This window comes from Paenibacillus soyae, from assembly GCF_024623455.1.
GTDB lineage: Bacteria > Bacillota > Bacilli > Paenibacillales > Paenibacillaceae > Pristimantibacillus > Pristimantibacillus soyae.
In genome coordinates, this window is record NZ_JANIPJ010000003.1 from 322,097 (window position 1) to 336,711 (window position 14,615).

Consider the following 14,615-nt stretch of genomic DNA (forward strand, 5'->3'; position numbering starts at 1 on the left):
GGATGGATAATTGTACACATCTAAGTTAGATGTGCCGCCGATCGTCTCGGCGGCACAAGGTGATTCCTCAGCGTTCCAGCATATAATCCTGGAACCTCACCGCAAGACTTGCCAGGTGAGCCCGCTGCAGGGCGGCGTGCGGATTCATCGTTCCGTCGCCGTTGCCTTTGAAGATCCCCAGCTTGACGGAGATCGCCAGATCGATACGCTCTGACGCCGTCAGCCCTCGCGTATCGGCGAACCCTTTCAACCACTCGTTCGCCTCCTGAACGGACATCTTCGGATTCAAGTGCAGAGCCTTCAGGGCGTTTGCGATCAAGGTCGCGGTCTGCATGCGGGTCATAGGGCTGTCTGGGTCTATCTTCGTGCCGTCAATCAGATGATGATCGGCTGCGGTATGGACATGTTCGGCATACCATTTATCCTGTTCGACTCCGTACACGGTAGTGGCATCCTTATTAGCCGGAATGCCCAGCGCCCGGAGGAATATCGTGATGGCTTCGGCTACAGTGACCTTACCTGATGGGGCGAAGCCGCCGTTGCCCTTGCCGTTAACCAGCATGAGCTCCGCCGCACGGGCAATTTCTTCTTCCGCGTAATGCCCGGTCGTATCGATGAAGCCCGATTTGACGTTCACCGGCACCAGCATGACCTCGCCGCGGACGATGACGGTTACCGTGCCATCGCCGTTCATCCTAGTAGGTACCGGGGTCAACGAGCCGTCGGCGTTCACAATGGCCATCGTGGTCATTTCCGCATGGTCTTCGCCTTGCTGAATGCTCAAGGTTACGGCATACGGCTTGCCGTCATCCCCTGACGGCTTCACAATCACCGGCGGCGCAACGGCCGCAATGGTCACGCTCGTGTTCGCGTTGCTCGCAGCGGCTGCCTTCACCGCGTTTTCCGCAGCTTTCGTTTGATCCGAATTGCCTTTCATAATCTCAGCATTCGCGTCTTCCTCGACCTGGAGAATCCACTCCTCATCGTCTGGTTTCGGCGTAGGTGTCGGCGTCGGCGTCGGAGCAGGCTCGGCAGGAATCTCGGTAATCGGTCCCGTCGGCGGCGCGCTAGCGCGGGTCACGGCTATGGTATAGGTTTTCTGCGTGCCATCCTCGGCCGTCACGACGACATGGAATGTATTCGCTCCTACGCTCAAAGCTTTCGCGCCAGCTCCGCTGACCGTCGCGGCGCTGTCATTCGCCGTTGCGGCGATCGTCATGCTGCTGACACTGTTCGCTACATTTACGGAGTAGCTCGTCGTCCCGGAGCTGAATGCCGGCGACAGAGCGCCCGCGCTAACGGTCAGGTCAGACAGCGTTGCGTCATTGGATTCGGAATCATCATTGCCCACTTCCACAATCATCAAGTTGTCGATGATAAACGGGTTCGGATTTTCGCTTGGCGCCGGGGTATCGTTGTTTCGCAAAATACCAAACCATGTCTGGTCGGAGTCGCTCACGAATTCGAACTCGTAGTACCCTCTCCAGTTCGGAACCGCCTTCTTGATGTCGATGTTGCGGTACGTGCTATCGGCTGCCCAGCCCTCCGGCATGGCGGTGATTGGCACGCCGCCGTCAGGCCGGTTCGACGTCACGTTGTTGAAGTACGGGCCCATCGTGCCTTGCAAATAATCGTAGTGCTGGAGCCCGGCGAATTCCACGTTTGTCGAAGAAACCTTCTGACTCAGCGTGCCATTCATGCCGCTCCCGAGCACAAAGGCGAATATGCCGTTCAGGCCGGTTTGGTAATCGAAGCTGATCCGATACGTCTTGCCCTCCTCGAACCGGATGCTCTGCGGCGTGGTCTGGTACATGATGCCCGCGCTGCCGGTAATGTTGGAGAAGGAAGTTTTGCCGTCCACAACCAGGTCAATAGGAATGGTCGTGGTATCCCACCACTGGCCGGTAACGGTATTGCCCGCCTGGTCCTTCGTTGGCTGCACGAAGCTTCTTACGCTATCCGGCGCGTCTTCGCCCCAATCGGGCACCGTATTGTTCTGCGTATAAGGTTCGTGGCGGCGCTGCATGATCGTTCTGGCCTCGCGGAACCCGCCGCCGTTGCCAAGGTTGAAGGGGTAGAAGCCCTCAAAGGTTGGTTTGTTAATGGACGTGCCCGCTTCCGTCGTTCCGTCCGGCGCGGATTCGAAGTCCTGATACAGGATGACCTCCCCGTCGGTCACGGTCGTCTTCGGCGTTGGCGTGGTCGTCCTGTACACGCGCACGTTGTCGAATCGCACCTCGCCCTCGCCCGCCGCGACGTGCAGCTTGATTGTCGCCGTAGGCGCGTCCGCGGTGAACACGACTCGCATACGCAGCATGCCGGTTTTTTCCTTGGAGTCATAGCGGTCATAGTTAAGCAAGATGGAGGAATCCGTGTAGTTGGAAACCGTATCACCTTCGGTATCCACCAGGAGCGACGCTTTGCGCGTTTTGCCGCGCTGCACCTCCGCCATGACCGAGACGGCGTACTCGTCGCCCGGCGTCAGGCCGGTAATGGTCTGGCTGACCTCCGCTTCGTTGCCGTCCTTGACGGCAAGCTCATAGTTACGGCTTCTGCCGCGGTTGTCGGCGTTCGAGTTCGGCTGGGCTACGGCTCCGCTCGTGGTGAACAGCGACATGTTGGCATTGTCGTTGCGCACGACTGCGGGATTTCCGCTTGTTGTGTTCCAGCCCTTCAGGCTGCCGGTGCTGAAGCCGGGGTTATACACGTACTGTCCCTCGCCGAAGTCGACGTCCACTTCGATATCCTGCTGCTCTTTGTACACCACGTACGGAGTTCTTCCCTCCGCGTTCAACGTAATCTTCCCATCTTGTACCGTTAAAGCCCGTTCGGAGCTCTTGCCCTGATCGGACAGCTTATACATGTAAACGGTATGGAGACCCTCCCAGCTGTCAGGAAGCTCCCAGGTCGTGCTGCCGCCGTCATCGTTCCAATGGTACAGCTTGATCTCCTTCTCTTCTTGCTCATCAAGCTTCTGCATGTCGCCCTCGTCCCATGGAATCAGGTACTTGGCGGAGCCTTGGTCGGTGCCGATGGTATTTGCCTGCTCGTAGATCTTTTTCCCGTCTTTCTCGATAATGCGTTTACTGTTTCTCGTGTCGTTACCGGCGTTCTGGTAACCCTCCGCGTATACCTTCACCTCTCCGTTATTGAATTCAATATAGTCCGCCCAGCCATTCTCATCCTTATCCATGCGCGTTACGGGAAAGTGCTGCATGTACTTGGAAGGAATATTGTTGCGGTAAATTTTCTCCACGATGGAGTCATATTCATTGATGCCGTTATGCACCCAACCCTCGTAGGAGGTCGTATCGGCGCCCATCAGCAGGAAAGCGCTGTTCGGCACACGCGTTTTCTCTATATCGGTCTTCCAGTTGTCGGTCGAGTAATTATCCCAGCGATCCTTGGTGTCGTTGAAGATAAACCGGGCGATATCGCTGGAATATCCCTTCAGCGACGCGGGGCTGTAACTTTTCTCCACGGACCAGTGCGCCCACGCGGCGGCGTCCTCCGAGACATACGGCCATTCCACGAAGTACGCAAGTCCGTTATCCTCATAATCCCGCGCCAGAGCGTTGCCACGCCAGCCGTTATGGGAATACACATCGCTGTAGATGAAGCCCAGATTCGGAATATCGGTTTTGAACCGATTCATTCGCTCATAACGGCTTTTCTCCTGACTGGCCTCATTCTCGTTATACCTGGTCAGCGCATCCAATTGATCGTCAATCACATAGGCCTGGTGCAGGTAGTAGCCAAACGCCACATAGCCTTTGCTTCGCGGTGTAATGCCGTCGGCCTGCATCTCCACGTTCTCATAGCTGAACTGGTCCACCTTGGCGAAATATTCGGTGAAGTTGGTATGAACGCCGACAAAGCTGTTGTATTGGTTTGTCGTAATGTCGACAAATTTCCGGAACTCATCGAGGCCACCTAGTTGGTCGTCATAGACGCTGAAGTCGCCCCAGTTGCCCGCGTTATGGTATTTCTGCAAGATGATCTGCCCGAGGCCGTCCGTATGCAGCCAGATCCGCTTGGTCTCATCCACCGATGACAGATACGGGTAGTTCGTTTCATTGCCCTGCGACATAATCAACCGCTGGACGACCGCATCGGCAATTTTGTCCGAGCCAACCGCCGTCTTTGCAACCTCGCGGAACGCATTGGCCGCATCCTGCCAATTCACGATGCCGTCGTTGTTATTCTCTTCCGCCAGAACGACCCAGACATGGGGCATATCCTTTTCGTACGGCTCATCCGTATAAGTCCTTGTTATTAAAGTTTGCGCTTCTCCGTATCGTCCTTCGAAATCAACGAATTTTTTGGTTGCGTCGGGGAATCGCCATACCCAAGAGCCGCTGAGCAGACTCGTCGTGACCAGCGAGTCGTTCCTCTTGGTGTTCGCGTACACCCGTCTTGCCACGCTGCCGTCCGTCAACCCGAAAGCATTGCTCTTGATGCTTGCGGCCACGGTGCCGTTCGACACGAAAGCATAGTTATAATAATCGGAGCCGCTCATCATATCTCCGATTTGGAGGAAGCTGTCGCCGCTCCTTCCGATGTTGCTTTCCATCTTGGAGCCGGCAAATGAGGCTCCCGCATTGAAATTGCTGACCGTTACCGGATTGTGATCGGGGATCTCGATAACGAAAATGCGATTCTCGGGCTCCTCCTTTATCTCGATGAAATCAAACTTAAGCACCGTACCGTCCACCGTCGCTTTAATCTTAAGTTCCGCGTTCAGCTCGGTCACTTTCATCGTATAGATGACATGCTGGCTGCCGTCTGCGTTCTGGACGGTCTCGCTGCTTGCAACGACGGGCTTGTAGTCCTTGACCGTCGAGCCGGTCAGCCCCTGGGACGTATTCAGGCTGTATGTCATGCCGGTCGTCAGCCTGAGGGTGTCCAGCTTGGTGCGGTTGCCGTCGATCTTCGCCCCGCTGTCCTTCATCTCATACTGAATGGCGCGAGGGAAGTCCTTATCCAGATAGACCTTCATTTCATCGCTCTCGATGCTGAAGACGCTATGGTTTGGCGTAACCGCCACCGTCGCGGTTGATTTTACATCGGGATTGTACAGAGAAGTCGCCGTAACCGTCGTCTCCCCGACATTCTCCCCGACCACCAGATTGCCGTACACGGACACAATGTCGGTGTCTGCGGCTGTCCAGACAAAAGCAGGCGTGGCGTTCGCGGGGACCGTTGTATAATTCAGCGTCGTCTGGTCCTGATGATTCACGGTGGCGGGCGTGGACAGGGTAACCGATGACGGCGGAATGACCACGTTCTCGGTAACCGTCAAGCTGTTGAAGCGCCCGACCGCGTCCTTCGGATTCACGATCGTCCGGATGCCGATCGTATCGCCGGGCTTCAGATACGCCGTTACGATATTCGACTGTTCCGTGCTGGCGAGACTGGCCGTTGTCCTCGTATATAGGGTGCCGGCAAGCTGCCCGTTCACAAGCAGGCCGAGTTGGCCGCTCGCCTGAGAGCTTCCTTTCGCATAGTTCAGCGTGATGTCATACAAACCGGGCTTATCTACGACGGCACCCGGCACGTCGACTTCAACGGATGAGCCGACCGGGACGTAGTCCATCGTATCGACAAACCCGTTGCCCACCCGAGTCCCGCCGCTCAGGCCGGATAGCGCGATCGGAATGTTCTCCGGGACTTCATTGGCGTTGCTGTTCCGTACCGCCGCCGGCGGGTCGAACACATTGTTCTCCATATCCCACAGCGAGACATGGGCGGATTTCAGCTTGATCTCGTCTTCGCTATCCTTGACGTACAGGTTGTACTTAAACGTACCGCCGATACCGGTCGACGTCATAACGACGTCCCCGGCCTTGAGCGCCTGGATTCTTCCGGTCACGGAGTCGACCGTCGCAATCTCGGGATCGCTGCTGGTCCAGGTGAGCGGGAAGGCCACGGGCTCCGGAATCACGATCTCGCTGCCTGCCAGGAGGTAGAAATTACGGTTGAAGGAGTCATAGGTATGGGACTCTTCCACCTCCCAGACGGAGAGATAGTCGATATTGACAAGACCCCTGTCCGGTTTGTCTACTACGTCAAGACTGGAGGTGTCGAGCACCAGTGAAATCGTGTCGCCCTCTTTCAGGTCCATCGTCCAAATATCGGATTCTACAAAGACGAGCTCGCTGTCCCTGCCGGCGAGGGGAATCCGGTATTCGCCTGGCGTTTTCGGAGAGCCGTTTTCGTTTTTCTCGACCTGGTCGTAATTGACGTACACGCTGATATAATCCTCGATTTCGTAATTAACGCGGGAGAACTTCAGCATGAAGCCGTATTCGCCGTCCTTGTGAATGGTGAAAGGGAACGTAACGCCCGCGCCCGGCTTCGCCCTATAGGTTTGGGGGTCGCTGCCGGTGTGGAAGCCGCCAAGGACGGATCTGTCGTTAGGCTGGCCGGCTGGCGGCGACGAGTAGCTGCCGTTCGGGTAAGTCGCGCCATTGCTCGTGTTTCCTATGCCGGTGCGAACCACGGTGCCGCCGAATTTATCCGCGTACGCGGCCTTGTAGATGCCGTTGGCTCGCGGGATAAGCGCAAGAGACTCATACGCGTTGCTCAGGTTGCTGAGCGCGGTATTGAGCGCCTCCGCCGTCGCCGCATCGTCAAGAAGCAGGCTTTTGGCCTCGTTCAGCGCCGCGGCGAACGGTCCCCACGTAGCCGGGGTGTAGCGCTCTTCTTTCAGGCCGTGCCCCTCAATGGCCGTGACAAGCTCTTGCAGCGCTTTCTTCGCCCTGCCCTCGTCCGTGCCCAGATCAACCGTCGCGCTGCCTATGCCGCCCGCGATCGCTAGTTTTACGTTCGTGTTCGCGCCATCGACATAAATGTCATATAGGCCGTCGCTTAACGTCTCGTTAAAGGTAACCTTGTTGCCGTCCTTGGCGCCGACAGCCTTTACGCTGCCGTCCTGCACCAATGTAAACTCCATATCGCTAATGTCGGGATGCGGCTCTCCATCCAGAAGCACCGTCAGCTCCGGCTTCTTGGACACGGTTATATTCTCCACCCACATTTGTTTCGTAACGCCGTTATTGCCTGAGGTCCTTGTATCAAGCACCCGGAGCTCTGCGATGTTTGCAGGGTCTTTGGCCCTGAAAGCAAAGTTTTTGGCGAGCTCGATCTCCGAGCCGCCCTCGGGCGTTACCCAGGCGCTGTATGTCTTCGCGGTCATATCAATCGTCAATTTCAGATGATAGGATGTATGGGTCTTGAGCGGCGAGATGACATCAGGCCCCCACCCATTGCCGTTATAGGCGCCAATCCCCGTATTGAACCGCACAAGGGCGTTCATGCCCACGACATCCGTATTCACCGCGGCGCCGCTGTGAACCAGGGAGACGGCCGTGTTCGGACCGGTTACCGTTGTGACGTAATCGAACTCGACCGTCATTTGCCCGCTGGTCAAAACCTCCGGCAGCGCATAGTGCGCCTTGGCGGCATCCGTACTGTTTCTGCCCGCCGCATACAAGCGCAGACTTCCCTCCACGGTGCAGAGCACATCGATCTTTCGGTCCAGATTGTTGATCGTCAGCGAGTCGGCGGTTTGATTGTTGGCGCCGTCGCCGCTCCATTGATACGAATATCCGGCTTCGAGCACGGCCGGCGGAGATGACGTCGCTCCCCTTCCTTCGGCGGCAATGACCAGCGTTTTCCCTCCGAGAACCACGGCGCCGCTGGCAATGAAGCTGTCGTTGTATGTAGCGATAATGGCTGAACCATTGGATGCGCCGGCATCCTCCGCCCTGAACTCAACCGTGTAGTAATGGAGCGTTTTGTCGGCGGTTCCGGAGACGACAATCGTTTCGCCGGTGTCGTCGCTGCCGTCAAAGATGTTATAAGTGCCGTCAGGCACGTCGAATGTAACCGTGCCGCCGGTGCCGGCAGAACCAGCAGCCTTTGTTTCCCCAGCTTGACGAAGCGTGAACGCTTTGCCGTGCCCTTCAAACGGCTGTCCGTCTTTGTTGATGGTCAACGACACGTTGTAAGCGCTTGCAGTTGTCTGCTGCGCATCGGATACATTCACAGTGACATGGTAGTGCTTGATATTCGTTTCATCCTGCGAGGTGACTTTGATGTATACCTGATTTTCTCCCGCATGGAGAGAAATGGAGTTCTGTGCTGTACTGAAGCTCGAGTCATCGTACAGCTCGACCGTCGCGGCGGAAGAAGCAACGATGTCATCCGTCGTAATCTGGGTATTCAGGGCGTTGATGCTGGCAGTTATCGGATTGCTTTGTTGGCCGCCTCCTCCGCCCGGCGCGAGCGCCTCCCCCGCTACGCTGATCAGCTCAGCCTCGGATCCATCCGGTTCTGCCGCAAGTACGGTCAACGGCGCAAGGTTGGCGCCGAATGCTGACAGCAGCATGGCCATAACCAACACCAAGCTCAGACTTCTGCGTTTCGTTTTGCTCAAAGCTTTCACTCCTTCTATCAGATTGTAGTACGACTACTATCACTGATTATATAAATCGGTACCGTCTGCTGGAATGCAATATAGTACCTTGTCGGATGTATAATCGTACACTCGGCATGACGTGCTTTGGCTGATCGTTTTTGACAAAAATAAAACCTCGGTCATAAGTCCCCCGAGGTTATTAAGTCATTATTCGATTATTCTTTCAAACCGAAGCTTATATGTTTCGTTGGTGTTATTTCGCGTTCTCATATTCCTGATGAACCGTTCGGAAGAAAAAAACGCAGATTACCCGAGTTGTTAGAAGAGTAATCAATAACGATCCCCAAGTCCAAAACCAATTCCATCTGACATAAAGAATTAGATTCGTATACCGTTCGAGCAACACCTCGGTAATCGTTAATACGGAGCAGAAGAGCATATAGTAGCCTATCTGCCATAGCCGGCTGCGATGCGCAGGATAATACACATTGAATATGGCGCACACCATGGGGAAGGCGAGAAACTCATAAACAAAACTGGTTCGATTGACCTTGGCGAATTCGCGAAACGGATAGGTTATAGCCCCGGACTGAACGACAACGTGCCCAAGAATCATGGTAATAAACTGTTTCACAAAAAAAGCGACCATTGCTAATCGAATTTTTTCTCTGGGGATGACCAGCACCAATAACAAGGAAATAACCAGAACGCCAACAAGAATGCTACGCTCCAAAATCATACGGTCTCCCGACCCCTTCGCAATATAGACGATTTGTGGAAAAACCACCGGACAATCGCAATCGTGATAACTAGCTCCACGCTAAATACGATCTCTGCGACCAACCAGTAGTAGCTCTTGTGATCCTGCAGATTGCTAAAGCGGGAAATGGCGATTTCCACCAAAGTCATGACGCTCGCCCATAATAACAAGGATAAAGTCCGGATCGGCAGAGACTTTCTGGGCTCATAAATGACGTAAATCGCGCAGCAAAGAGGCATTAAAAAAATCATCAGCGTAATACTCATATCTGAAGCTCCCGGAAATTCCCGGATTGGAAACGACACCGTGTTAAATTGCAAAAGCAAAATCTCCGCAAGCCAATCGAGCCCCTGTGCCGTTAAGTAGGCGATGAAAAACGAATGCCGTCTGCCATAAGGTACGCCAAATACGATCACAAGCAAGCCTAAAAGCCAGATCAGCAAAAGCAGATTTTGTTCAAAACTCATCGATTCGCACGACCTCTTCCAAAAGAAGGAAATGTTATGCGCCTTAGTCTACCCGATCCAAGGTAAGTAAATTCAGGAGGATCCGGTTATTCAATTTCTTGGAGAGCCAAGCTGCTACCCACCTTTAGGTAAGTACCTGAAAATAATGTGCGTACTTCAAACTCGGGAAGATTGCCATTATACTCATGAACATAGGAGGGATCACATGAAAACATTGGTCATTGTAACGCACCCAAACATTGAAACGTCAACGATTAATAAACGACTGGTAGAAGAATTAAAGAAGTTTCCGGAAAAGTATACCGTCCATGATTTATACAAAACTTACCCCGACGGAAACATTGATGTAAGGAACGAACAGAGGCTGGTAGAGTCGCATGAAAATCTAATTTTGCAGTTCCCGATCTTCTGGTTCAATTGCCCGCCGCTGTTGAAAAAATGGCTTGATGATGTATTAACCTACGGCTGGGGCTATGGTTCGGGCAACGGTAACCAAATGAAAAACCGAAAGGTCGCTCTAGCCGTGTCAACCGGGATACGGCAAAAGGAATATCGTTCTGACGGGAAATACGGGTATTCGTTAGAGCAACTGCTGACACCGTTTGAAACAACGTTCCGCTACTGTCATTCTGACTACCGCTCGTTCTATGCTGTTTATGGCAAGGAGGGCGACGAAGCGTCATCCGTCGAAGACAATAGACCGACAACCAATGCCTTGGAAGAGAGAGTACATGAATATCTTCGCTTTATCGACACTCTGTAGGGCATAACCCCTTCAGGAGGATGATTCAAGCCTCCTGTTTTTCTCTCCCCACTCACACATCAAATGCAATATAGGAATGACCGATTGCCCAAGTTCCGTTAAGGAATATTCAACTTTCGGGGGAATTTGGGCATAATCCTTGCGCAGAATGAGGCCGTCAGCTTCGAGCTCTTTTAACATAATGCTTAACGTCTTGTAAGGAATGCCGTTAATTCTCCGCAACATTTCATTGGGGCGTAGAACATGGTGTTCGGCCAGACAATATAGAATGGTCATTTTATACTTGCCGCCAATAACGGACAGCGTATAACCGAATCCGGTGTCTTTCTGATTCACGCCATGCGGAACACAGGTCTCACGATTAACTTCCATAAAGATTACACTTCCTTTCTTGTGTTTTTTTATAGTAACGCCGGCAGCGGGAAATCGCTGCCGGTCTTTAAATAGAGGCTGCATCTCATGTATGGTACGCTTGATGCTCTTCTTTCCTCGGGCTCGCGCGCCATTTACATTATATACCACGTGAGATCAACTCTCCAAAGGAAAAGGAACCTTCTCTTCTGAATAAGGTAAGGTTCCTTTGCTTCGCGTCTCGTATCTAGTGCGTGATAAACAGCACGTCAAGTTGGTTAAGAAAAGGATGATCTGTGCAGACTATTCAAAAATTACCTGAGGAGCGCGCACATAATGAGTTTGGACGAAGGCTTAGAGAAAGTAAGCGAGGCGAATGAACAAATCGTCGAGGCAAACGGAATTGTCGCCGATGTTATTATGAACGCTTTCTTATTTACATGGCAATGGTGGTTGGGGGTCGCTTTAATCGTGGTTCCATGGTTTATTTGGTTTGTTATTCGAGACAGACAAAGTACCGGTCGCCTGTTGTCTGCAGGATTGTTCGTCATGATTTTCTCCGCCGTTTTGGATACGATAGGAATCGAATCCGGCTTATGGTCATACCCAATCAAAGTAATCCCGTCTCCAACCTTAAGCTTCTCCTTTCGACTTTCCGTCTTGCCTGTCCTTGCAATGTTATTCATACAAATTAAGCCGCACTTGAATCCATTCGTCAAAGCGGTCGTCTACGGCATTATTGCCGCTTATGTTGGCCTGCCGTTGCTCACGCTTATTGATATGTATAAGAAGATCAACTGGGCGTACACGTATTCTTTCCTGATCTTGACCGGAATGTATTTAGCGGCATATGGGCTTTACAATTTGAACAGCTTTGAGAGAGTTCGCTCCGGCCCGGCGAAGGTCCGAACGAACCCGGTGGAATTCGGTTTCTTCCGAAACAAACAAAAAGCAAGGTGACATCCCAAGGCGAGGCCCCACCAGGTCCTCGCCTTCTCATGCATACCGCCCTTAAAACAATGGAAATGAAGCAGCTGCCGCGAATCATTTAACTTGTGGTTTGCCCGCCGAGCATATGGTACACTATTATGGATTGAACACTCCCGCCACCTAAGAGGTGGAGGATTCTTGGGTCGTTGCTCCTAATGGGGCAAAACTGTAGCGATATTTCCTTTCGAAACATCGTACACCAAGCGATCCCTGTGGTTCCCACAGTTCCTATTTCCTTCATTACAAGGCCATGGCTTTTATGTTTTGTGCCGCATTCCTGTCTCGGTCATGCACCGTTTGGCAGAAGGAACACTTCCATACCCGAATACTCAAATCCTTCACCTCTACATGTTTGTTCCCACAGACGTGACAGGTTTGACTCGTTGGCGCAAAAGCCGCTGTCTCCTTGATCGTTCGGCCATACCACCTGGCCTTGTAATGCAGTTGCCGACTCATCTCGCCCCAAGAAGCATCTGCTATGTGTTTGGCGAGGTGTCGGTTCTTCATCATACTAGCAATACGTAAGTCCTCGAGACAGATCGTTTGGTTTTCACGGATCCATTTCGTGGTCTGTTTATGTATCACGTCTAATCGGCTATTTCGAATTATTTCATGGATGAGGGCTACTTTTCTTTTCGCTTTGGACCAGTTGCTTCCGCCCCGTTTTCTTCTCGAAAGAATGCGTTGCCACTTCGCGAGCAGCCGTTCATATCGCATCGTATATCTTGGATTATCCATGGTGGGCCCTTCCGAAGGGACAGCTAGCTGCTTGATGCCCACGTCAATGCCAAGCATGCCATCCGTCAAGGGAAGCGGCTGGATGTCCACCTCGCATACCAACGCTACAAACCATTTGCCGCTTGGGGCAAGCCGTACAGTAACCGATAGAATCCGGCCTTCGATCTCTCTTGATTTCGCATAGCGCACCCATCCTAGCTTGGGAAGCTGCAAGTAATCTCCCTTCACGGCAATGTTTCCGTTCGTATACCGTGTCGTATAGCTTTGTACGGTGTGCTTGCGGCTTTTGAAGCGAGGCGGATCATTCTGTTTCTTGAAGAAGCGTTGAAATCCGTCCGCCAAGTTCCGCACAGCCGACTGCAGTGCAATGCTATCCACTTCTTTCAGCCAAGGCCACTCGCGCTTCATCAAAGGAAGCTGCGATGCACAGGTGTTATAAGACAAACCCTTGCCCGTAGCCTGATAGGTCTGATTCCATTTTGCTAGGAGATGGTTGAACACAAAGCGGCTGCAACCCAATGTTTTGCGCATCTGCATGATTTGTTCTTGACTCGGATAGATGCGAAATTTGAATGCTTTATGATGGAGCATCGTCTGATTCATCACCTCGCTACAAAAGAGATGGATGTTAACTCGCTTCAATTATAGCACATACGTTCGCCTTTATTCACTAACAAAATTCCCGATTCATCCCCTGCCTACACTCTCACTTCGTGAGCAAGGTAGCTTAGAGGCAGGGGTATTCTCGGTGTTTTTGATAAATTTGCAGATTATGGTTGATCGTCCATGTTGAATGTATCGGGGGAAACGTAGTGAGATACTATTATTTCTGGGTTGCACTTGTCTTGCTTTTGTTGGACCAGATTACGAAGAAGATCGTCTCTGGCGGCATGGAGGTAGGCGATCAAATTTCAGTGATCGGCGAGTTTTTCAAAATTCAGCTGTACAAGAACAACGGAGCGGCATTCAGCATGCTGCCCAACCAGCGGTTGTTCTTCATTATCGTTACGACCGCTGTCGTAATCGGCATCATATGGTACATCCTGAGGAATCGAAATACGGGCCGAGCACTGCAAATGGTAGCGCTCGGATCGATCCTCGGCGGCGCGATTGGAAACCTCGTTGATCGAGCTCTGTACGGGGAGGTCGTCGACTTTTTCAAACTGACGTTCGGTAACTATATCTTCCCGATCTTCAACATTGCCGACATCGGAATCTCGATCGGCGCTATCCTCATTCTGCTCGATATGATTCTGGAAGAGAGAAATCAAGGAGCCAAAGCTCCAGGGAACGGAGACATGCAGTTAAACTGACTTTCGGATGACACTGCTCGACTGACTAAAGGAGTCCCCACTCAATGAATATTTTAATTTTAGGTGCAACTGGACGAGTCGGACATCACATTATTACTTATGCTCTTCATGATCGGCATCATGTTACTGTATTGGTGCGGACTCCAGAGAAGATTCAAATCAATGACGGCAATTTATCCGTTATTCAAGGGAATGTTTTAAACAAAGGGGATATCGCGCGTGTCATGCAAGGGATTGATGTCGTGATTAGCGCACTAAATACGGACGGCACAACCACTTTATCGGAAAGCATGCCTTTCATTATGGAGGCAATGGAAAATGAAGGAGTAAAACGGATAATAACGGTAGGAACGGCGGGTATTCTTCAGAGCAGAACCACGCCGAATGTACTGCGTTATCAATCCAGCGAATCCAAGCGGAAGTCGACTCATGCCGCAAGAGAACACCATATCGTCTACGAAATGCTTCAACAATCCACCCTCGACTGGACGATTGTCTGCCCTACGTACTTGCCCGATGGAGAAAAAGTAGGCAAATACCGAATAGAAAAGGACTATTTGCCCGAGGATGGGGTTGAAATATCCGTTCCGGACACAGCAGAATTCGCATTTAGGCAGATATTCGCTAACGATTATGTAAGAGCACGTGTAGGTATCGCTTACTAAACTAACGATCTTCCACCGAGAGTCCTTCTAGTTAACGAGGCTACCGATTTTCCGGCAGCCTCGTCGTGGTTGTTTAATGGAACTAACGTTACCATTCATCGGTAATCCTAATCGTTACTGTTCACCATGGACCTACAGGATAGATC

At 52.2% G+C, this 14,615-nt stretch carries 9 protein-coding genes; 4 read left to right on the forward strand and 5 right to left on the reverse strand.

The features are described from left to right. Positions 1 to 67: 67 nt before the first annotated feature. The 3 genes from NQZ67_RS06640 to NQZ67_RS06650 all read right to left on the reverse strand — a co-directional run bounded on the left by NQZ67_RS06640 (position 68) and on the right by NQZ67_RS06650 (position 9,649). Positions 68 to 8,440 (reverse strand): endo-alpha-N-acetylgalactosaminidase family protein, encoded by an 8,373-nt coding sequence (locus NQZ67_RS06640; RefSeq protein WP_257443947.1) that lies wholly within the window; start codon positions 8,438 to 8,440, stop codon positions 68 to 70. Between the two features lie 235 nt (positions 8,441 to 8,675). Beyond that, positions 8,676 to 9,161 (reverse strand): CBO0543 family protein, encoded by a 486-nt coding sequence (locus NQZ67_RS06645; RefSeq protein ID WP_257443949.1) that lies wholly within the window; start codon positions 9,159 to 9,161, stop codon positions 8,676 to 8,678. Then, positions 9,158 to 9,649 carry a CBO0543 family protein gene (locus NQZ67_RS06650; protein ID WP_257443950.1) on the reverse strand — a complete coding sequence of 164 codons (492 nt, stop codon included), beginning with the start codon at positions 9,647 to 9,649 and terminating at the stop codon, positions 9,158 to 9,160. Before NQZ67_RS06650 ends, NQZ67_RS06645 begins: the two co-directional genes overlap by 4 nt. Positions 9,650 to 9,854: 205 nt before the next feature. On the opposite strand from NQZ67_RS06650, the gene NQZ67_RS06655 reads away from it, so the two are divergent. Then, entirely contained in the window at positions 9,855 to 10,412 is a 558-nt protein-coding gene (locus NQZ67_RS06655) for an NAD(P)H-dependent oxidoreductase (protein WP_257443952.1), read from the forward strand. Between the two features lie 12 nt (positions 10,413 to 10,424). Here the strand turns inward: NQZ67_RS06655 and NQZ67_RS06660 are convergent, their stop codons facing one another. After that, complete coding sequence (locus tag NQZ67_RS06660) at positions 10,425 to 10,784, reverse strand: winged helix-turn-helix transcriptional regulator (protein ID WP_257443955.1); 360 nt, start codon at positions 10,782 to 10,784, stop codon at positions 10,425 to 10,427. Positions 10,785 to 11,099: 315 nt separating this feature from the next. Between NQZ67_RS06660 and NQZ67_RS06665 the strand changes: the two genes are divergently transcribed. After that, positions 11,100 to 11,723 carry a CBO0543 family protein gene (locus NQZ67_RS06665; RefSeq protein WP_257443956.1) on the forward strand — a complete coding sequence of 208 codons (624 nt, stop codon included), beginning with the start codon at positions 11,100 to 11,102 and terminating at the stop codon, positions 11,721 to 11,723. A 270-nt stretch (positions 11,724 to 11,993) separates the two neighbouring features. Here NQZ67_RS06665 and tnpB read toward each other — a convergent pair whose 3' ends face one another. Next, complete coding sequence (gene tnpB / locus NQZ67_RS06670) at positions 11,994 to 13,082, reverse strand: IS200/IS605 family element RNA-guided endonuclease TnpB (protein ID WP_257444072.1); 1,089 nt, start codon at positions 13,080 to 13,082, stop codon at positions 11,994 to 11,996. A gap of 221 nt (positions 13,083 to 13,303) precedes the next feature. Between tnpB and lspA the strand changes: the two genes are divergently transcribed. Further along, a complete protein-coding gene (gene lspA, locus NQZ67_RS06675) occupies positions 13,304 to 13,804 on the forward strand; it encodes a signal peptidase II (protein ID WP_257443958.1) in 501 nt (166 codons plus the stop codon). Between the two features lie 44 nt (positions 13,805 to 13,848). Next, complete coding sequence (locus NQZ67_RS06680) at positions 13,849 to 14,469, forward strand: NAD(P)-dependent oxidoreductase (protein WP_257443959.1); 621 nt, start codon at positions 13,849 to 13,851, stop codon at positions 14,467 to 14,469. Positions 14,470 to 14,615: the final 146 nt, after the last annotated feature.

What these genes read in the sequence shown, in the direction of transcription:
- NQZ67_RS06650 (WP_257443950.1), bottom strand. Translation starts at nt 9,649, where the DNA reads ATGAGTTTTGAACAAAATCTGCTTTTGCTGATCTGGCTTTTAGGCTTG.
- tnpB (WP_257444072.1), bottom strand. Translation starts at nt 13,082, where the DNA reads ATGCTCCATCATAAAGCATTCAAATTTCGCATCTATCCGAGTCAAGAA.
- NQZ67_RS06645 (WP_257443949.1), bottom strand. Translation starts at nt 9,161, where the DNA reads ATGATTTTGGAGCGTAGCATTCTTGTTGGCGTTCTGGTTATTTCCTTG.
- NQZ67_RS06655 (WP_257443952.1), top strand. Translation starts at nt 9,855, where the DNA reads ATGAAAACATTGGTCATTGTAACGCACCCAAACATTGAAACGTCAACG.
- NQZ67_RS06680 (WP_257443959.1), top strand. Translation starts at nt 13,849, where the DNA reads ATGAATATTTTAATTTTAGGTGCAACTGGACGAGTCGGACATCACATT.
- NQZ67_RS06660 (WP_257443955.1), bottom strand. Translation starts at nt 10,784, where the DNA reads ATGGAAGTTAATCGTGAGACCTGTGTTCCGCATGGCGTGAATCAGAAA.
- NQZ67_RS06665 (WP_257443956.1), top strand. Translation starts at nt 11,100, where the DNA reads ATGAGTTTGGACGAAGGCTTAGAGAAAGTAAGCGAGGCGAATGAACAA.